General features: G+C 54.8%; 16 protein-coding genes. 7 read left to right on the top strand and 9 right to left on the bottom strand.

Going from position 1 to position 19348, the window contains the following annotated elements:
* Positions 1-30 precede the first annotated feature (30 nt).
* Positions 31-1080, top strand: a complete 1050-nt coding sequence (locus CKQ54_RS14440; RefSeq protein ID WP_120163888.1) for an HlyD family secretion protein — start codon at positions 31-33, stop codon at positions 1078-1080.
* An 11-nt stretch (positions 1081-1091) separates the two neighbouring features.
* Here the strand turns inward: CKQ54_RS14440 and CKQ54_RS14435 are convergent, their stop codons facing one another.
* Complete coding sequence (locus CKQ54_RS14435; RefSeq protein WP_120163887.1) at positions 1092-2105, bottom strand: isopenicillin N synthase family dioxygenase; 1014 nt, start codon at positions 2103-2105, stop codon at positions 1092-1094.
* Between the two features lie 157 nt (positions 2106-2262).
* Entirely contained in the window at positions 2263-3162 is a 900-nt protein-coding gene (locus CKQ54_RS14430; protein WP_120163886.1) for an NAD(P)-dependent oxidoreductase, read from the bottom strand.
* Positions 3163-3382: 220 nt separating this feature from the next.
* Here CKQ54_RS14430 and CKQ54_RS14425 point away from each other — a divergent pair, with 220 nt between their 5' ends.
* Entirely contained in the window at positions 3383-3754 is a 372-nt protein-coding gene (locus CKQ54_RS14425; protein ID WP_120163885.1) for a YebF family protein, read from the top strand.
* Positions 3755-4014: 260 nt separating this feature from the next.
* Complete coding sequence (locus CKQ54_RS14420; protein WP_015697358.1) at positions 4015-4281, top strand: YjbD family protein; 267 nt, start codon at positions 4015-4017, stop codon at positions 4279-4281.
* 43 nt (positions 4282-4324) lie between these two features.
* On the opposite strand, the gene CKQ54_RS14415 is transcribed toward CKQ54_RS14420, so the two are convergent.
* Both CKQ54_RS14415 and CKQ54_RS14410 read right to left on the bottom strand, forming a co-directional pair.
* The gene (locus tag CKQ54_RS14415) at positions 4325-5950 is read right to left on the bottom strand and encodes a rhodanese-like domain-containing protein (protein WP_120163884.1); all 1626 of its coding nucleotides are present in this window, start codon (positions 5948-5950) and stop codon (positions 4325-4327) included.
* The gene (locus CKQ54_RS14410) at positions 5943-6548 is read right to left on the bottom strand and encodes a cysteine dioxygenase family protein (RefSeq protein WP_120163882.1); all 606 of its coding nucleotides are present in this window, start codon (positions 6546-6548) and stop codon (positions 5943-5945) included. Before CKQ54_RS14410 ends, CKQ54_RS14415 begins: the two co-directional genes overlap by 8 nt.
* Before the next feature lie 252 nt (positions 6549-6800).
* On the opposite strand from CKQ54_RS14410, the gene CKQ54_RS14405 reads away from it, so the two are divergent.
* Positions 6801-7715: a LysR family transcriptional regulator gene (locus CKQ54_RS14405; RefSeq protein WP_112287017.1), complete on the top strand. Its 915-nt coding sequence runs from the start codon at positions 6801-6803 to the stop codon at positions 7713-7715.
* Here the strand turns inward: CKQ54_RS14405 and malI are convergent.
* Positions 7712-8743 carry a Mal regulon transcriptional regulator MalI gene (gene malI, locus CKQ54_RS14400; RefSeq protein ID WP_112287016.1) on the bottom strand — a complete coding sequence of 344 codons (1032 nt, stop codon included), beginning with the start codon at positions 8741-8743 and terminating at the stop codon, positions 7712-7714. The two genes, CKQ54_RS14405 and malI, sit on opposite strands and share 4 nt — an antisense overlap.
* A 267-nt stretch (positions 8744-9010) precedes the next feature.
* On the opposite strand from malI, the gene malX reads away from it, so the two are divergent.
* The 3 genes from malX to add all read left to right on the top strand — a co-directional run bounded on the left by malX (position 9011) and on the right by add (position 13090).
* Positions 9011-10624, top strand: a complete 1614-nt coding sequence (gene malX, locus CKQ54_RS14395) for a maltose/glucose-specific PTS transporter subunit IIBC (protein WP_120163881.1) — start codon at positions 9011-9013, stop codon at positions 10622-10624.
* 61 nt (positions 10625-10685) lie between these two features.
* The gene (locus tag CKQ54_RS14390; protein WP_120163880.1) at positions 10686-11873 is read left to right on the top strand and encodes a MalY/PatB family protein; all 1188 of its coding nucleotides are present in this window, start codon (positions 10686-10688) and stop codon (positions 11871-11873) included.
* 218 nt (positions 11874-12091) lie between these two features.
* Positions 12092-13090 carry an adenosine deaminase gene (add, locus tag CKQ54_RS14385; RefSeq protein ID WP_120163878.1) on the top strand — a complete coding sequence of 333 codons (999 nt, stop codon included), beginning with the start codon at positions 12092-12094 and terminating at the stop codon, positions 13088-13090.
* A 61-nt stretch (positions 13091-13151) separates the two neighbouring features.
* On the opposite strand, the gene CKQ54_RS14380 is transcribed toward add, so the two are convergent.
* The 4 genes from CKQ54_RS14380 to hutH all read right to left on the bottom strand — a co-directional run bounded on the left by CKQ54_RS14380 (position 13152) and on the right by hutH (position 19272).
* Entirely contained in the window at positions 13152-14171 is a 1020-nt protein-coding gene (locus CKQ54_RS14380) for a bile acid:sodium symporter family protein (protein ID WP_120163877.1), read from the bottom strand.
* 79 nt (positions 14172-14250) lie between these two features.
* A complete protein-coding gene (locus CKQ54_RS14375) occupies positions 14251-15297 on the bottom strand; it encodes an oxidoreductase (RefSeq protein WP_120163876.1) in 1047 nt (348 codons plus the stop codon).
* Positions 15298-15996: 699 nt separating this feature from the next.
* Positions 15997-17679, bottom strand: coding sequence for a urocanate hydratase (gene hutU / locus CKQ54_RS14370; RefSeq protein WP_120163874.1), 1683 nt, complete (start codon positions 17677-17679; stop codon positions 15997-15999).
* Positions 17680-17721: 42 nt separating this feature from the next.
* Positions 17722-19272, bottom strand: a complete 1551-nt coding sequence (hutH, locus tag CKQ54_RS14365) for a histidine ammonia-lyase (protein ID WP_120163873.1) — start codon at positions 19270-19272, stop codon at positions 17722-17724.
* Positions 19273-19348: the final 76 nt, after the last annotated feature.

Below are 19348 nucleotides of genomic sequence, written 5' to 3'. Positions count from 1 at the left end.
TGAATCAAAAAGAGTGAAACGGAAAAACTGATGAAAAATATATTTCGTTACCCATCCATTATTGTGGTGCTATGCCTCGGGATTATCGGGGTCATGATTGTGTTATACAGCTGGCAGTTATTTCCGTTTAATTCTCAGGTCGAATCGACGGACAACGCCTACATACGCGGCAATGTCACCCTGCTCAGCCCGCAGGTTTCCGGCTATATCACCGATGTGAAAGTACAGGATTTTATGCCGGTGAAAAAAGGTGACCTGCTGTTTGTTATCGACGACAGCACCTATCGCCAGGAATTTCTGCAGGCACAAGCCGCGGCAGCGCAGGCTCAGGTGACGTTGCAGAACTTCGAGCAAAACCGGGCTTCCGGCGCGGCCAGCCTGCAACTGGCTGAGGCGGAACTGCAGAGTGCGCAGGCGACACAAAGCAAAGCGACACTAGATACCGGCCGCAACGGCCCGCTGCTGGAAAAAGGTCTGGTTTCCAAAACCACTGGCGATGAGCTTCATGCTGCATTGCTGACCGCACAGGCAAACGTGGCCAAAGCCCGCGCATCGGTCAATATCGCCCGTCAGAGTCTGGCGCTGGTGGATGCTAATAAAGCGTCGCTGGCCGCCGCATTTAAAGCCGCACAGGCCAGGGTAGAAGTCGCACAAATCAATCTGCAACATACGCAGATTGTGGCCCCTTCTGACGGCCAACTAGGTGAAGTGAGTGCGCGGCTGGGACAATACGTCAGCGCCGGCACGCAGTTAACCTCGATTACACCTAGAACAGTCTGGGTGACCGCCAATTTCAAAGAGCGCCAGCTCGCGGGCATGCAGGTCGGCACACCGGCATCATTCACCGTCGATGCCCTTAACGATCATACTTTTAAGGGACATGTGGTGAGGATTGCTCCCGCAGCGGGTTCTGAGTTCAGCGTGCTGAAAGCCGACAACGCAACGGGAAATTTCACCAAGATTTCTCAACGCATCGCCGTGCGTATCGAACTGGAACCCGGACAGCTGCAAAGTGATCAACTCCGGCCGGGCATGTCGACCGTCGTCAGCGTCGATACTTCACAGGCACCAGAAAGCTGAGCGCATCAGGCTCAGCCTGAAATATCAGCATAATATCGCTGCGCTACGTCGGGATGTGAGCGCAGCCGCCCTTTCAGATAATCGAAGCCGACGTCGCGGAATAACGGATTGAGCGGATCGCTGGCCTCTCCCCGCGCCTCTTTTGCCAGGTCCTCAGGCAACGGAAACAACGGCACCACGGCGTCCAGCTGAGCACCCAGGAAAAAGGCCAGCGACAACCGCTCAGCTCCGGCGGGTGGCGAAACCACGCGATGTACGGTGGCGCGCAGATAGCCGTTAGTCGCCAGTTCAAGCAACTCGCCGATATTCACCACCAGCGTATCTGCCACCGGTAACGCATCTACCCACTGATTTTTTTCGACTTCAACCTGCAAGCCACGTTGTTGATCCTGAAGTAAAAAGCTGAGAAATCCGGAATCCTTATGCGCGCCCACACCCTGATTTCCGCTGCCTTCTGAACGTCCCGGATAACGGATCAGCTTGATATGCTCATTAGGTTTTTCGCCGTAAAGTGCATCAAACGCATCTTCCGGCAGTCTCAGCGCCAGCGCAAAGGCGCGCAGAAGTCGTAATGACATCGCTGTCATTTCCTGCTGCCAGTGCAGCAGCAACGGCCGTAGTTCGGGCAGCGCTGCGGGCCACTGATTTGGCCCCTGCAATCGCGCCCACGCCGGGGTGTTGTCACTGACCGGCAGTTTCTGACGTTCTGCACCGAGATCAAACTGTTCACGCCAGTCGGGCTGACCCCGTGTGATTTCCGAGGCGGCACGGTTATAGCCGCGAAAATGCGAAGAGTGGATCATCGCCACCGACAGTTTTTCTTCTTCCGGCAACGCAAAGAATTCGCGCGAGACCCGTTGCACCTCACGGAGCAACTGCGCATCGACACCGTGATTTTTAAGATAAAAGAAACCGATTTCCCGGGCGGCGTAGCGCAACTGTGAAAGAAACGCGTCGCGCTGGTCAGGTGAACCCGAAAACTGGCTGAAGTCGATCAGGGGAATAGAGGTAACAGTCTGGCTCATTGCGAACTCCGCAGTGACAGGAACAGCATTCAACGCTATCACAACGTCAGAACGGGTGACCAATAGCCAGATGGTCTGGTTTATATTGTGAGGTTATGAAAAAAGATCACGAAAAAATACGGAAATTACCAGCTCTTCCGTGAGCCAGAGTAAGGATTTACGCAGACGATTTGCTGCCAAGGTAGCGATACACCACTGCCAGATCCTGATCGCCATAACCGCCGTCAACAGCGCTTTGCCAGGTCTGACTGATGCGCTTCATCACCGGCAGTTCGAGCTGACTGCCTGCTTCAATCGCCAGATTGATATCTTTCAGCGCCCAGGTCAGCTGCATCTGCGGGGTATAATCGCCGCTTTTGAACATTTCCATTTTGCCTTTGATATACGGCGCCGCCAGAGGTCCGCCTTCCAGCACGTTCCACAGGTCATCGGTAGTGAAACCCAGTTCTTCTGCCAGTTGGGTACTTTCTGCAATCCCTTCCATCATGGCAATCAGCCAGGCATTAACGACCAGCTTCATTTTCGAGGCGCGCCCTGCTTCGCCCAGCCATTTGGTCGCCTTAGAAATAGCGGCAAAGACCGGCTCAACCGCAGCGCCCTTCTCGCGATCGCCGCTGGCCAGTACCACAATCTGCGCCTGCTCAGCCGGGGCTTTGGTACCAGAAACCGGCGCGTCAAAGAAGATGACATCCGGACGCTGCGCCTTAATCAGTGCAATCAGAGATTCGGTACCTTCCACGCCCAGCGTGCCCATCTGGGCAATAATCCCGCCCTGTTTAAGACCGGCAAGCAGACCATTATCGCCCTGATACACGTCCATCGACGTTGCCCCGTCAGACAGCATGGTGATCACCACATCCGCGCCAAGTACCGCTTCACGCGGGGTTTGTCCGCGCACCGCGCCAGCTGATACTAAATCATCACCACGGGAAGAGGTACGGTTCCACACGCGGGTGGTGAATCCTTTTTTAATCAGGTTTGCGGCAAATGCATGCCCCATTGCACCCAGTCCCAGCACGGCGACGACAGGTTGTTGCGAATCGGTTTGCTGACTCATGCCTTACTCCTTGTGATAACAATCAATAATGTAAAAAGGCTAACATCACAGGTCTCGGCTGCGATAGGGGGTTCTGTAAGCGAATGCAACAGAAAGGCTGATATTACTTAACCTATGCTGACTAAGTGGCGTAACATACGCGCTTTCATGCCTGGGCGTGGCCGGGATTTATCCGGGCAGCTTATGATTTGACTGATAATTTTCAGGAGTAACAAGCATTATGAGTAAAGTCGTTTTAATCGGGATCATTTCAGTCATTTTCGTATTGATGGTTTTGATGCTGGGTTCTGTCTATGTGTATCCGTGGTGGATGCAGCGTTCAACTGAAGGCGCCTGTGCTCAGATAACCAAAGATAACGCCATTGATACGGTGACCCGTGACTACATGGAAAACCGCATCCCGAACTGGGGCAATGATAAAGATAATATGGGCACTTCCGTGCCGGTTCTGAACTTTATCAGCGATGACGTGAAAGAAGACAAAGGGACTTACCACATTCCCTTCAGCGCTAAAGGCCCGAATGGCACGCTGGGTTATGTCGCACACTTCAACTGCTCCAACCATTATGTGAAGTATTCCACTGTCGAATAGTCGTTTAGCGGGTTTTGAAAGCAACGTCGTCCGGTAACTTCATGCAAGGGATCGTTTTACGCCGTTGATCAAACTAAAGATCAGCGCCGATCATCGGGATCCCCTTATTGATCGGCGTAATTTCCATCAGATCAGAAGGGTTTGTTTTCAGGCCAGCACCGACGTCAGAACAGTAACAGAGATAAAGTCAGCGCCTGCAGCGACTCCGGGACGTAATTCGACTACACTGGTAGCCACTTTCCTCACAGGATGCAGTAACCATGAAAAGACTGACTCAACAAGATATGACGGAAAGCGAGCAGCGTGAGCTGAAAACTCTGCTGGATAAAGCCCGTAAAGCACAGGGCCGTGAGCTGACGAATTCGGAAAATAACCGGATTAAAGATGATTACATCGATACATTGATGGCAGAAAAAGAAAAAGTGGCTGCTAAAGCCCGTGCTGAAAAGCGTCGTAATAAAGCCGTTCCAAGTACCTCCGCAACCTATGACTGGACAGCCCGCACCCATCCGCGCGGCCGCCGTTAAGTATTAATGCAGCCTCTGCGTTCCTCACGCAGAGGCCACAGCGTTAAGCCTGACCTGCTAATAACGTAAAACCGTGTGTCCCGTCCTTCTCCAGTTGCGCAACTAAACCATATTCCCAGTCGAGATAATCCTGCATGGCCTGCGGGCTGACATTCGTTCCTTCATACGGACGCTTATAGCGATCCTGTGCATTGTCCAGATACGCCGATTCACCGCGTTCAAGAGGCAACCCGGCTGCAATCCAGCCTACGGTTCCCTTCTCCAGCAGATAAACTTCTTTACCCGTCAGTGCGGCCACTTCGGTGACAGCGTAACGTGCCAGTAACCCGCTGGTGCAGGTGATCACCCAGCGCTGTTTTTCAGGCTGTGCAGCGATAATCTGCGGGATGTTAGCGCGTGTGGTCCAGACAGCACCGGGAATACGGCGGTTCAGGAAGTTGACACTGGTGGTCAGATCAAGCACGCCGGTGTTTTCGTCACTCAGCCAGTTTAGCAGTTGCTCGGGTTTAACCGACTCAACCGCCGGAGCGGGCGCCACCTGTGCCTGCCAGTCGCCTTGCTCATTCAGATCATCCGGCTGAACATCGGCCACATACACTTCCCAGTTCATCTGCGCCAGCCAGGAAGCCGCCATTCTTGCGCGTACACCGTCATTATCTACCAGCACGATGCGGGCACCGCGCACGCTCGCCGTGTGATCGGTTTCCTGAACCAGCTGACCGCCAGGGACGTGGCGTGATCCAGCCAGATGACCGGCGCGGTATTCCTCAGCGGTACGCACATCAAACAGATACAGCGTGCGTGAATCATCCCGCTGCCAGTCATGAACTTGTGACAACGTCACAGAGCGCACGCCTGCCCGAATAGCCAGAGCCTGCGCACCTTTCAGGGCAAAAGTTCTTGCGCTTTCGCTGAGCTCAGGAAAATGCGCCAGCTGATTATGCGCCAGAGACTGACCTGCCAGCGTCCATCCAATTGTCCCGTTACGTAAGGCGGTCACCGGCTGGGTCACTCCGGCATTGATCAGCGACTGCGTGCCGATGATACTGCGGGTGCGTCCGGCGCAGTTGATCACGATATGTGTCTTTTCGTCCGGCACCACATCGCGCAGACGCAGCGCCAGTTCGCCGCCCGGAACGCTGACGCCACCGGGAATGCTCATGGCCTGAAACTCGTCAAAGCGGCGGACATCCAGCACTACAATGTTTGCGCCCTGCTGTTGCAGCGCCTGCACCTGTTCTGCGGTCAGCGATGGCGTTTGGTAATGATGTTCCACCCATTCGCCAAAGGCTTTACTTGCCGCATTCACGTCAATAAAGATTTCGCCGCCAGCTTCGCGCCATCCCGCCAGATCGCCAGCCAGCAAAGCGATATCCTGATAACCCAGCGACTTCAGAAATTCAGCAGCACGCACCGCTTTACGCTCACCACGGGCCTCATCGTAAAACTCACCATTGTCGTACAACGTGATCGCTGTGCGACGATTTGGAATACGATCCAGCACGTCCAGTTCCAGCTTCGACAGTGAAAGATTAGCGGCAAACAGCGGATGTCCGGTGGCAAATGCCGCTTCCTCGCGCACATCAATCAGTGCCACTTCCTGCCCTTCGCGAAGGGCTTCATGCAGCCCGGAAAAATGGCGCAATGGCCACGCATGCAAATCAGTCATGAGTTTTCTCTTTGGACAGATCCCATATATTGGGAAGACAGGAACCGGAATAGCCGGAGATAAAGGTTTTCTCAGTGCCATCAGGCAGATAGACCGCCCGCGATACCGCACCAATATTGTCGCCGTAAACATGAATACTGACCGATACCCGGTCGCTGTAGACATTGCTCACCTGATGAATATCCAGCACATCCGGCGCAATTTTCTCGACATCACCCGCTTGCAGGGTGACGGGTTTGCCCTCCGGTTGCAGTGAGCCATCGGGATGACGCGCGTAGTTCTGACTGATTTCCGCGCCCCGCAGCATGCCAATCAGTCCCCAGACCCGATGGTCATGAATCGGCGTTTTTTGCCCCGGCCCCCAGACAAAGCTGACGACGGAAAAGCGCGAAAGCGGATCGGCATACAACAAATATTGCTGATAATGCTCAGGATGCGGTTGTGCAAACTCGTCGGGCAGCCAGCTGTCATGGCGGATAAGTTCGCCCAGCAGACGACTTCCCTGCGCCAGAATTTCTGTCTGCCCGTGCGGTTCCTGCACCAGCCGCGTGAAATCCGCCAGGAATTGCCGCAGCGGCGCGACCTGTAATGTTGTCATGGCTTTCCTCTTCTCTTTATCTCATCAGAGACAACTCAGCACCGTTATCACCACAGGCTAGCACCGGCGAAACACAACCAAAATTCATTTTATGGATAAGCTAATATGCAAATCACACATAAAATTGTGCATCAGGATCCAGCTTCCCGCTTAAAATTGATTTATTCTGCCTGACTGACCAATGACGATATCGGGCAAGAAAATGCCTGTAGAAATGGCCAATTAAGCGAGCCAATTACATAAAGAGTGCTGATGAAAATTGAAGACCTGACTGCTTTTGTGGCAGTGATACGCCTGCAATCCACCCGCCTCGCTGCCGATGAACTGGGGCTGACGCAACCGGCCATTACCCGCCGGGTACAGAATTTCGAAGAATCGCTGGGCATTGCGCTTCTCAACCGCCAGACCAAACCGCTGAAACCTACGCTGATGGGCAACCGTGTTTATCAGCAATGCCGTCATATTTTGCGCGAAGTGGATGCCCTGACCGATCTGGTTGCCGCCGACAGCCCGCCGTCCGGCCTGTTGCGTCTTGCGGTACCACAAAGCCTGAGCGAAAGCAGTCTGCTGCCTGCACTGAAAAAACTCTCATCGCAGTTTCCGGAGATCCAGCCACGTTTGTCGAGCGGCTGGGGCGAGGAGCTGTTATTGCGCGTGCAGAGCCAGGAGCTTGAAGCCGCTGTCGTGCTGTTTCCGCTCAGTAAACAGTTTCCGGAAGGTGTGGAAAATCAACCGCTGGGCGCGGTGGATCTGGTGGTTGTCGGACCGAAGGATCCGCAGGCTTTGCCGCAGAGACTGGAAGATTGCTATCAGCGCGGATGGATCCTGAATCCGCAGGGGTGTGGTTTTCGTGCCGCGTTACAACGTGCGCTGACCGAGCAAGGGTTGCCGCTGCTGATTAATCTCGAAGCGTTTGGAACGACGTTGCAGTTATCACTGATTGCCGAAGGTCGCGGACTGGGACTGATGCCCCGCGCTCTGGTTGAACACCACGCGCTGCGCGATCAGCTGGAATTGTATGCCCTGAAAGATTTCGCCCCGCGCAGTCAGCTGTGGCTTATCTATCCGAATGTCCCGGCCAGTCAGATCCCTGCAATCGATGCGTTTGCGGCAGCGATTGCAGAAGGATTAGATTTGGCAGACGTGCATAAGCCTTCAACCTGCTAAGCGGATTCCCTTTCCACCAGCGCCGGAGGCACAATGATGTTTTGTGCTTCAAGATTTTGTCCGCCGATCCGCAGCAGCAGACGCCTTGCCGTGGCATGACCAATTTCACGGGCTGAGTTGGCAATCGACGTCAGCGGCGGTTCGGTCAGTTCAGACTCAGGCGCGTCTTCCATGCCGATCAGGGCGATTTTCTGTTGATAAAAACTGTCTACCGCCCCGCCGCCGACTTCAGCGCCGGTGCGCAACACGCCAAAGTAGGCGCCCAGAGCAACAGACGATTTATGGCAAACAATGGCGCTGATTTTCGGGTAGTGCGACAGCAAGGTTTCTGCTGCATCGGCCGCACATTTTTGCTGATAATCGCACTCGATAATCCATTCACTGCGAAACGGCAGCCCGTACTGTAATAACGTGGCACAGAAACCGCCGAGACGTTCGGCGCGGGTTAACGAATGGCTTTCGCCGCCAAGATAAGCAATTTGTTTGTGACCATGTTTGATCAGGTATTCGGTGGCCATTTTTGCGGCCAGCATATTATCGGGGCGCACCACATCGATACCTTCAATACCGCCGGAACGCGCGGCACACACCAGCGGCACGCCCTGCTCTTCAGCTCTTTCTTTCAGCCCTGCGACTGAGTTCACCCCACCGGCTATCACAATACCGTCCACGCCATGCGTAAGTAAGGTTTCAAAACAGCGCATCAGCCCTTTGCCGGTTGAACCGCTTTGCAGCAGAAATAACACTTTCCCCTGCGCTTCAAACATTTCGCTCAGACCCGCGGTCATTTCGGCATAAAACGGCTCACAGATATCACGCACAATCAGCCCGACAACCCCGGATTCACCGCCCCGCAGCGTACTGGCCTGACGGTTACGCACGAAACCCAGTTCATCCACAGCGCGGTTCACCCGCTCTGCCGTGGTTTGAGAGATCCGCCCTTTTCCGCTGAGCACCAGCGAAACGGTAGTGACCGAAACACCGGCATGTTGCGCCACATCGATAATGGTTATTTTTTTATGATTCATCAGACATTGTCGTTCATATCAAACTCCATGAAACGGGATCCTTTCCCGTCCGCTGCATTGCCCGCGGAATTCTACCGCAGGAAAAATTAGCGTGGTCAGACAGTTATACCTAATTTGACGTAATGAGTAAAACGTTTAACCTCAACTTTACCAGCGCTGTGCGGGCATGATCGAATAATGTGAGGTACAACACGTATTATTTAGGTAAAACGTTTTATCTTAGCCGCCGTCACCACACAGCCTAATAAAACAACTCAGGGAGCGGGTATGCCTGCCACTAAAAAACAAAAAATTACACTTTGGGAATTTTTCCAAAGCTTAGGGAAAACCTTCATGTTGCCGGTCGCCTTGCTGTCCTTCTGCGGCATCATGCTGGGTATCGGCAGTTCATTAAGCAGTCACGACGTGGTTACGTTGTTGCCTGCTTTAGGTAATCCCATTCTCCAGCTGATTTTCGTCTGGATGAGCAAAGTCGGTTCGTTCGCGTTCAGCTTCCTGCCGGTGATGTTCGCTATCGCTATCCCGCTGGGCATGGCGCGTGAAAACAAAGGTGTCGCCGCGTTCTCCGGCTTCGTCGGTTTCGCAGTGCTGAACCTGGCGATCAACTTCTTCCTCACTGCTAACGGCACGTTGCCGACAGTGGATCCGGCGGTTCTGAAAGCCAACAACATTCAGATGATCCTCGGGATCCAGTCTATCGACACCGGTATTCTGGGCGCGGTCATCGTCGGTATCATCGTTTACATCCTGCATGAACGTTACAACACCATCCGTCTGCCGGATGCACTGGCGTTCTTCGGCGGTACCCGTTTCGTCCCTATCGTGACGACCGTGGTGCTGGGTCTGGTTGGTTTGATTATCCCGCTGATTTGGCCTTTCTTCGCCGCAGGGATCAACGGTCTTGGCCGTCTGATCCAGGGCGCGGGCGTGTTTGGTCCGATGATCTTCGGTTCCGGTGAACGTCTGCTGTTACCTTTCGGTCTGCATCACATTCTGGTTGCGCTGATCCGCTTCACTGAAGCAGGCGGCACGCTAGATGTTTGTGGTCGCGAAGTAAGCGGCGCACTGACTATCTTCCAGGCGCAGCTTTCCTGCCCGACCACTCACGGTTTCTCTGAAAGCGCGACGCAGTTCCTGTCTCAGGGTAAAATGCCAGCCTTCCTCGGCGGCTTACCGGGTGCGGCACTGGCGATGTACCACTGCGCGAAACCAGAAAACCGTCATAAAATTAAAGGCCTGCTGATTTCCGGCGTAGTAGCTTGTGTGGTTGGCGGTACGACTGAACCGATCGAATTCCTGTTCCTGTTCGTGGCACCGGTTCTGTATGTTATCCACGCACTGCTGACCGGTCTGGGCTTCACGATCATGTCGGTTCTGGGTGTAACCATCGGTAATACTGATGGCAACATCATCGATTTCGTGGTCTTCGGTATCCTGCACGGTACAGCGACCAAATGGTATCTGGTGCCGCTGGTGGCTGCTATCTGGTTCGCGGCTTACTACGCAATCTTCCGCTTCTCCATCATGCGCTTTAACATTAAAACGCCGGGTCGTGAATCTGAGAATATGCCAGCCGCAGCAGCCGTACCGTCTTCCAGCAAATCTGGCTACAACGTGCCGGTTATTCTGAGCGCGCTGGGCGGTGCCGGTAACATCGTTTCACTGGATAACTGCATCACGCGTCTGCGTCTTTCGGTTGCGGATATGTCACTGGTTGACGATGCTACGCTGAAAGCTAACCGTGCGATTGGTGTCGTGCATCTTAACGAGCACAACCTGCAAGTGGTTATCGGCCCGCAGGTGCAGTCGGTGAAAGATGAGCTGGATTACCTGATCCGCACCGCGGCCAGTCACAGCGCACCGGAACCGGTCACCGCGTAAAATTCTGATTAACAGGGCGACTTATGTCGCCCTTTTCTGCTTTATTCAGGGAGTGAAACGAATGTCCTCAGCTTCTTTTGATTTCGATACCGTGACCGATCGTCATGGCACCTGGTGTACTCAGTGGGATTATGTCGCCGACCGTTTTGGCAGCGCCGACCTGTTGCCCTTTACCATCTCAGACATGGATTTCCCCGCCGCGCCGTGCATTCTTGATGCGCTGCAAAAACGCCTGCAACACGGCGTTCTCGGTTACAGCCGCTGGCATCATGACGATTTCCTCGGCGCGGTGGCGCACTGGTATCAGCAGCGTTTTAACAGCCAGATTGACACTGACATGGTGGTGTATGGCCCGTCAGTGATTTATATGGTTGCGCAACTTATCCGCCAGTGGAGCCAGCCGGGTGACGGCGTGGTGACATTTACGCCCGCCTATGACGCATTCTTCAAAGTAGTGGATGGCAATCAGCGCCAGATGCTGGCCTGTCCGCTGATCAAAAACGGTAACGACTGGTCGCTGAATGCTGAACATCTGGAAAGCCTGCTGGCGCAACCGGCCTGCTCCTTGCTGTTACTGTGCAGCCCGCACAATCCGACCGGTAAAGTCTGGACGCGCGAAGAACTGACGCTGATCGCTGAGCTGTGTGAACGTCACAACGTGCGGGTGATCAGTGATGAAATCCACATGGATATGGTCTGGGGCGAAAATCAGCATACGCCGTGGAATGAAGTTGCGCGCGGTGAATGGGCATTACTGACGTCAGGCTCGAAAAGCTTCAACATCCCTGCGCTGACCGGCGCTTACGGGCTGATCAGCCACAAGGCACAGCGCGAAACTTACCTGCATCAGCTGAAAGCCTGCGACGGGTTATCGTCTCCGGCGGTGCTGGCGGTTCACGCCCACGTGGCAGCGTATCACCACGGTGAACCCTGGCTGGATGCGTTACGTGAATACCTGCAAGCCAACCTGCTTTACGTCGCAGACCAGCTGAATGCCGCATTCCCGCAGCTGAACTGGCAACCACCGCAGTCTACCTATCTGGCGTGGATTGATTTACGTCCGCTGGGACTTGAGGATAAACAGCTGCAAAAAGAGCTGATCGAACAACAAAAAGTCGCGATCATGCCGGGTTATACCTACGGCGAAGAAGGCAACGGCTTCCTGCGCCTGAACGTTGGCTGCCCGCGTTCGAAGGTGGAAGCCGGTGTACAGGCTTTGATCCGCGCAATAAAAAACTTGCAGCAATAACCGTGCAGCTCCCTCCCCTGCGAAGGGGAGGGTTGGGGTGGGGTATCACAAGAGAAACAACGGGTTAAGTGACCCCACAGGCAATGGTCTGGTCTGTGAAACCCCCTCCTGACCTCCCCCTACGAAGGGGGAGGAGCTTAGTTGCGCAACAACATTTCATTCAGGGTGATTCTACAGTTATAATACCCCGCACATTTCAATAATAATGAGTGCACACCATGATCGACACACGCCTTCCCCTGACCGATATTCACCGCCACCTTGATGGCAACATCCGCGCTCAAACCATTCTTGATTTAGGCCGTCAGTTTAATCTGACCTTGCCTGCCAATGAACTCGAAGCCCTGCGCCCGCACGTGCAGGTGATGCATACCGAGCCGGATCTGGTGAGTTTTCTGCAAAAACTCGACTGGGGCGTCAAAGTGCTGGGCGATCTGGATGCCTGCCGCCGTATTGCTAAAGAGAACGTTGAAGATGCCGCGCGTGCCGGTCTGCATTACACCGAACTGCGTTTCTCCCCTTACTACATGGCGATGAACCACAAACTGCCGGTGGCGGGCGTGGTGGAAGCGGTGATTGAAGGGATCCGTGAGGGTCAGCAACATCATGATATCGATGTGCGTCTGATCGGCATTCTGAGCCGTACTTTTGGTGAAGACGCCTGTCTGCAGGAACTGGAAGGTCTGCTGGCGCACCGCGATAGCATTACCGCGCTGGATCTGGCCGGTGATGAACTGGGCTTCCCCGGCAGCTTGTTCCTCAGCCACTTTAACCGCGCACGTGACGCGGGCTGGCGCATTACCGTTCATGCCGGTGAAGCGGCAGGTCCGGAAAGCATCTGGCAGGCTATCCGTGAACTGGGTGCAGAACGTATCGGCCACGGCGTGAAAGCGGCGCAAGACCCTGAACTGATGGACTTCCTGGCGAAGCATCAGATTGGTATCGAATCCTGTCTGACTTCTAACATTCAGACCAGCACCGTCGGCTCTTTCGAAAACCACCCGCTGGCAGTATTCCTGCGCCACGGCGTGCTGGCGTCTATCAATACCGATGACCCGGCGGTTCAGGGTATTGAGATTGCCAACGAATATAACGTTGCCGCGCCAGCTGCTGGTCTGACTCAGGAAGAAATCCGTCAGGCGCAAAAGAATGGCCTGACTATGGCGTTCCTGACTGAAACTGAGAAACAGGCAATTCGCGATAAAGTGTCCGCGTAACTGTTTTTTAAGCAATAAAAAGGGCGGGACATATTCCCGCCCTTTTCTTTTTTATTCAGTGTTAAACCGGCTTAACTTCTTCTTTCTTCACTACCGCTTCAGCTTCTTCACGCGCCACACGTTTGGCATAACGCGAAGCCAGCACCGCGCAGACCATCAGCTGGATCTGATGGAAAATCATCAGTGGCAACACCATCGCGCCCACAGCCGCCGCCGGGAACAGCACATTCGCCATCGGAATACCGTTCGCCAGACTTTTCTTCGAGCCGCAGAACACAATAGTGATTTCATCTTTGGTATTGAAACCAAACAGACGGGCCACGTAGGTGTTGATAATCAGCACAATCGTCAGCAGCACAATTGAACAACCGAGGATCGCCAGCAGTGACCATCCGTCGATCTGATGCCATATCCCTTCAACCACGGCAGCGCTAAATGCCACATAAACCACCAGCAGTATCGAAGAACGGTCAGTAATATTGACGATTTTTTTATGACGCTGCACCCACGCACCAATCAGCGGACGGCACAGATGCCCGATAATAAACGGCACCATCAGCTGTAAAACGATAGATCCGATGGCGTGCAAGGTGTCACTGGTGCCGCCCTGCGTGTGCATCAGCAAGCCAACCAGCACCGGCGAGAGGAATACGCCGAGAATACTGGATGCCGACGCGCTGCAAATCGCCGCCGGAATATTACCGCCCGCCACTGAGGTATAAGCAATCGCCGACTGCACGGTCGCTGGCAGTGCGCAAAGATACAGGAAACCGTAATACAACGTCGGCGTCAAAATACCCACCGGCACCAGCCATTTCATGCCCAGACCCAGGAGCGGGAACAGCGCGAAGGTGCTGAGGAACACCACCAGATGCAAGCGCCAGTGGCTGATCCCCGCCATAATGGCTTCACGGGAAAGCTTCGCCCCATGCATAAAGAACAGCAGCGCGATAGCGGCCGTGGTCAGGTAGCCGAAGAAGGTTTTATAAATCCCTTCACACGGGAAAAATGAAGCGATGACGACGACACAGACCAGGATCAGCAAAAATTTGTCGATTTTCAGACGTTGTAACCAGGACATGAACCTTCCTTGCAAAGTGAATAACAAATGAAAAATAAAAGTGCCACGAAAGTGACACTTCATAAACGCAGACGACTTATTAGTTCTTAATGACTTTCAGCGTCGCCTGTTGTTCTGAGGACTGGATCCCCAGTTCGATCATTTCCATGACGCGGATAGCATCTGCGGCCGGTACCGGATTATCGCCCTGTCCGTTAATCGCATCGCGCACACCGGCATAATAGGCCGGATAATTGCCCGGAATGGTCTGCAGTGATTTCTCAGCCAACACGCCATCGTGACTCAGCGTAATCACGCCATCTCGTTTGTCGAATCCCCAGTCAGCTTGTGGTAAACGTTCACCGGCCTTCAGTCGATCCTCCTGTGGATCCAGACCAAATTTCACGTAGCTGCCCTTTTCCCCCTGCACGATAAAGCGCGCTGTTTCTGCCACTGCATACACGGTGCTGTGCAGCACGACGCGACGGCGCGGATACGTCAGCACCGCGTTAAAATAATCCACCGCTTTGCCGCCGGGACGCAGCACGGCCAGATCAGCCTGCAAGGTTTCCGGCACACCGAACAGTTGCAGCGCCTGATCCAGCAGATGCGAACCCAGATCAAACCAGATACCGCTGCCCGGTGCATCGCTTTCACGCCAGCGTTCCTGCACCTGTGGTTTATAGCGGTCGTAATGGGATTCGAAATACACAACCTCGCCGAGCGCGCCTTCTTCAATCAGCGTTTTAACCGTGAGGAAATCGGAATCCCAGCGACGGTTATGGAACACCGACAGTATTTTGCCTTTTTCACGTGCCAGCGCATCCAGCTCGCGGGCTTCTGCCAGCGTGACGGTAAAAGGCTTATCCACGATCACATGTTTACCGGCTTCCAGCGCCAGCTTAGCCAGAGGGAAATGCGTGGTATTAGGCGTCGGGATCACCACCAGATCGATGGAAGCATCAGCAAACAGCTTTTCCGGCGAATCGACTACCGCCACATTGGGCCAGTCGGCATGGACTTTACCGGCATCGCTGCTGGAAACCACGGCAAGTTCCAGACCGGGCGTACCGTCGATCAGCGGGGAATGAAAAGTTTTACTGGCGAAACCGTAGCCGATGAGGCCTACGCGGAGGGTCTGGGTCATATGATTTCCTTTATTTAACGGTCTTGCCCGTCAGGACGCTAATCATCTGATTTGACACCAGCTTACAAAGCTGGACAAGAGAAATTTTTCGTGGGCTTGCTGCCCACACAGGCCAGAGAATTGGGTTCGCCGCCCAAACGGGCCTTAAGGTCAAGGTCAAGGTCGTGGGCTCGCCGCCCACACTGGCCTTAGGGGGGGCTTATCGCCGCCACCCCTAAGAACCCCGGGCTCTTTCACTGCGCGTTATCACAGGTACGACGGACATGTTCTGGTGCATCAGTGAGTGGCGCAAATCCAGGTGCTTCGCACTTCCTTCTCTCGGTCTTCAAGCCATAGGTCTTGAAGCCGCTCCGTTCAGCTGAATTTTGAGGACGCCAATCCATTTTTATAAAAGATGAATAACAGTCTGCCGTTGATTTTCAGATCATGCGGGCGATTCAGAAATCTTGCTGAACGGAGCGGCCTGGAGACCAAAGGCTCCAGGACCGAGTGAAGGCACCGCGCAGCGGCAAGATTTCCAGCCTGTCACTGCGGTAACTGAAACATAGCCAGCGAGCGGAGCGCGCAGTTAAAAAAACGCAGGATTCCAAAGGGTTTCGTTTAAAACCCTTTGGGCCCGTGTGGGCGGCGAGCCCACGGTCTTGACCTTAAGGCCCGTGTGGGCGGCGAGCCCAAGGTCTTAACCTTAGGGAAGGCAAGTCAGATCATCGGCAGGTTCAAATGATTCCGTTCTGCGCACGCCTGCGCCTGATCATACCCCGCATCCGCATGGCGCATCACTCCCGTCGCCGGGTCATTCCACAGCACGCGTTCAAGGCGGGCAGCCGCTTCTTTGGTGCCGTCGGCCACGATCACCATACCGGCATGTTGCGAGAAGCCCATACCCACGCCGCCGCCGTGATGCAGACTCACCCACGTTGCGCCACCCGCGGTATTAAGCAAGGCGTTAAGCAGCGGCCAGTCGGAAACCGCATCCGAGCCGTCTTTCATGGCTTCAGTTTCCCGGTTTGGCGAGGCTACAGAACCGGTATCCAGATGATCACGGCCAATCACCACCGGCGCTTTCAGTTCGCCGTTGCGTACCATTTCATTGAACGCCAGACCGGCAATGTGACGCTCGCCCAGCCCAAGCCAGCAAATACGTGCCGGTAATCCCTGGAAGGCAATCCGCTCACGCGCCATATCCAGCCAGTTGATAAGATTGGCGTTATCCGGGAATAACTCTTTCAGTTTGGCGTCGGTTTTATAGATATCTTCCGGATCCCCGGAAAGCGCTACCCAGCGGAACGGGCCTTTACCTTCACAGAACAGCGGACGAATGTAAGCCGGTACAAAACCCGGGAAATCAAAGGCATTAGCAACGCCTTCGTCTTTAGCGACCTGACGGATATTGTTGCCGTAATCCACGGTCGGAATACCCATCGCATGGAAATCCAGCATCGCCTGAACGTGTTTAGCCATCGACGCGCGCGCGGCTTTTACCACAGACTGCGGGTCTGACTGACGTGACTCCTGCCATTTCTCCAGGCTCCAGCCTTCCGGCAAATAGCCGTTCAGCGGGTCATGGGCAGAAGTCTGGTCAGTGACGATATCCGGGCGCAAACCGCCGTCTTTGGCACGTGCCACCAGCTCTGGCATGATTTCAGCGGCATTACCCAGCAGGCCAACAGAAATGGCTTTCTTCTCAGCGCAGGCTTTTTCAATCATCGCCAGCGCTTCATCAATGCTGTGCGCTTTGTAATCGAGATAACGGGTGCGCAGACGGAAATCAATGCGCGATTCCTGACATTCAATCGCCAGCACGCAGGCACCGGCCAGCACGCCCGCCAGTGGCTGAGCACCGCCCATGCCGCCCAGACCGGCAGTGAGGATCCATTTGCCACGCAGGTCGCTGTTGTAATGCTGACGCCCTGCTTCCGCAAAGGTTTCATATGTACCCTGCACGATGCCCTGCGCACCGATGTAAATCCAGGAACCGGCGGTCATCTGGCCGTACATCATCAGACCGGCTTTATCCAGCTCGTGGAAGTGATCCCAGTTCGCCCAGTGCGGCACAATGTTGGAGTTGGCAATCAGCACACGTGGTGCGTCAGTGTGGGTGCGGAAAACACCCACCGGTTTGCCGGACTGCACCAGCAGGGTTTCGTCTTCGCGTAGCTTGCGCAGACTTTCGAGAATGCCTTCAAACGCAGGCCAGTTACGCGCTGCTTTACCAATCCCGCCATACACCACCAGATCTTCCGGGCGCTCAGCGACATCCGGGTCCAGATTGTTCTGGATCATGCGGTACGCCGCTTCAATCAGCCAGTTCTGGCAGCTCAGTTCTGTGCCATGTGGCGCACGGACAACACGGGCAACCGCCGTTTTTTGTGGAGCGTTCATTGTCGTTTCCTCTAAAATTCAGATTCGGATTCAGAAATAGTTTCAGGCAAAGCTTGGCAGCAGCGCTTCAATCGCAGCCGGCCAGTGTTCACGGGAAGCCCACTGACGCATCATTTCCACGTCCGGCGCCATCAGGCGGTCTTTCTCCAGGAACGCCACGTTCTGGCGGATGGCTTTCATCTCATTTTCCAGCGTGGCCGAACTTTGCAGCGGACGGTGGAAGTCGATCCCCTGAGCCGCCGCCATCGCTTCAATGCCCACCACGACGCTGGTGTTAAAGCACATGTCACCCAGGCGGCGTGCGGCGTAGGTCGCCATAGAAACATGATCTTCCTGATTCGCCGAAGTCGGCAGGCTGTCCACGCTGCCCGGATGTGCCAGTGATTTGTTTTCTGATGCCAGCGCAGCGGCCGTCACCTGCGCAATCATAAAGCCGGAGTTCACCCCGCCGTCGTTGACCAGGAAAGGCGGCAGACCGGAAAGTCCCGTATCCAGCAGCAGTGCCATGCGGCGTTCGGAGATCGCACCGATTTCGGCAACAGCCAGTGCGATGATGTCAGCGGCGAACGCCACCGGCTCGGCATGGAAGTTACCGCCGGAAATCACATCCCCGTTTTCAGAAAACACCAGCGGGTTATCGGACGCCGCATTGGCTTCGATACGCAGAATGCGCGCGGCATGGTGCAGGTTATCGAGGCAGGCGCCCATGACCTGCGGTACGCAGCGGATGGAATACGGATCCTGAACACGGCTACAATCCGCATGAGAAGTGACAATGTCACTGCCGGTCAGCAAGGTCATCAGAGCCGCCGCCACGGCGATTTGCCCGGCCTGTCCGCGGGCTTCATGAATACGCGAGTCCAGCGGTCTGACTGAACCTTTGATGGCTTCCAGCGACAGCGCACCCGCCACCAGCCCTGCGGAGAAGACACGCTCGGCTTCGAACAAACCGGACAGCGCCAGCGAGGTCGAAACCTGCGTACCATTGAGCAGCGCCAGCCCCTCTTTCGGACCCAGTTCGAAAGGCTTCAGACCGGCGGTGGCCAGCCCTTGCGTGGCTGACATTCTTTCACCTTTTGCTGTCACCTGACCTTCACCAATCAGCATCAGGGAAAGATGCGCCAGCGGCGCTAAGTCACCGGAAGCCCCGACGGAACCCTTCTCAGGAATGCACGGATAAACGCCAGCGTTAAACAGCGCAATCAGCGCATCAATCACTTCGATGCGGATACCGGAATGCCCGCGTGACAGGCTCAGCACTTTGGTCGCCATCACCAGACGCACCACATTGTCAGCCAGATCCTTGCCGATACCCACACTGTGCGACAGCACCAGATTGCGTTGCAGTTCCGCCAGACGCTCTGCCGGAATACGCGTTTGCGCCAGCTTGCCGAAACCGGTGTTAATGCCGTACACCACTTTGCCAGACTCCACGATGCGGGTGACCGTCTCCTGCGATGCCAGCACGCCTGCACGCGCCTCCTCAGCCAGTTCAAGGCGAACATTGCCCTGATAAATCCTGCGCAACATCGGCAAGTCAACGTGACCCGGTTGCAGGCGGCAAAGGGTGAATTCAGTGGATGAAGAAGCCATAATCTATTCCTGTATAGACAAGTGAAACGGGAAGTAAACCCGGCTAAGAACGCTGTCCGCCGGGTGTTTATGTATT

The sequence above is a fragment of the Rahnella variigena genome (assembly GCF_003610915.1).
In the GTDB taxonomy this organism is placed as follows: domain Bacteria; phylum Pseudomonadota; class Gammaproteobacteria; order Enterobacterales; family Enterobacteriaceae; genus Rahnella; species Rahnella variigena.
Note: the sequence above shows the minus strand (reverse complement) of the source record. Positions and strands in the feature narration are given on the sequence as shown.

Excerpts from the sequence above, each read along its gene's own strand:
- CKQ54_RS14440 (WP_120163888.1), top strand. The coding sequence starts at position 31 with ATGAAAAATATATTTCGTTACCCATCCATTATTGTGGTGCTATGCCTC.
- CKQ54_RS14435 (WP_120163887.1), bottom strand. The coding sequence starts at position 2,105 with ATGAGCCAGACTGTTACCTCTATTCCCCTGATCGACTTCAGCCAGTTT.
- CKQ54_RS14430 (WP_120163886.1), bottom strand. The coding sequence starts at position 3,162 with ATGAGTCAGCAAACCGATTCGCAACAACCTGTCGTCGCCGTGCTGGGA.
- CKQ54_RS14425 (WP_120163885.1), top strand. The coding sequence starts at position 3,383 with ATGAGTAAAGTCGTTTTAATCGGGATCATTTCAGTCATTTTCGTATTG.
- CKQ54_RS14420 (WP_015697358.1), top strand. The coding sequence starts at position 4,015 with ATGAAAAGACTGACTCAACAAGATATGACGGAAAGCGAGCAGCGTGAG.
- CKQ54_RS14415 (WP_120163884.1), bottom strand. The coding sequence starts at position 5,950 with ATGACTGATTTGCATGCGTGGCCATTGCGCCATTTTTCCGGGCTGCAT.
- CKQ54_RS14410 (WP_120163882.1), bottom strand. The coding sequence starts at position 6,548 with ATGACAACATTACAGGTCGCGCCGCTGCGGCAATTCCTGGCGGATTTC.
- CKQ54_RS14405 (WP_112287017.1), top strand. The coding sequence starts at position 6,801 with ATGAAAATTGAAGACCTGACTGCTTTTGTGGCAGTGATACGCCTGCAA.
- malI (WP_112287016.1), bottom strand. The coding sequence starts at position 8,743 with ATGAATCATAAAAAAATAACCATTATCGATGTGGCGCAACATGCCGGT.
- malX (WP_120163881.1), top strand. The coding sequence starts at position 9,011 with ATGCCTGCCACTAAAAAACAAAAAATTACACTTTGGGAATTTTTCCAA.
- CKQ54_RS14390 (WP_120163880.1), top strand. The coding sequence starts at position 10,686 with ATGTCCTCAGCTTCTTTTGATTTCGATACCGTGACCGATCGTCATGGC.
- add (WP_120163878.1), top strand. The coding sequence starts at position 12,092 with ATGATCGACACACGCCTTCCCCTGACCGATATTCACCGCCACCTTGAT.
- CKQ54_RS14380 (WP_120163877.1), bottom strand. The coding sequence starts at position 14,171 with ATGTCCTGGTTACAACGTCTGAAAATCGACAAATTTTTGCTGATCCTG.
- CKQ54_RS14375 (WP_120163876.1), bottom strand. The coding sequence starts at position 15,297 with ATGACCCAGACCCTCCGCGTAGGCCTCATCGGCTACGGTTTCGCCAGT.
- hutU (WP_120163874.1), bottom strand. The coding sequence starts at position 17,679 with ATGAACGCTCCACAAAAAACGGCGGTTGCCCGTGTTGTCCGTGCGCCA.
- hutH (WP_120163873.1), bottom strand. The coding sequence starts at position 19,272 with ATGGCTTCTTCATCCACTGAATTCACCCTTTGCCGCCTGCAACCGGGT.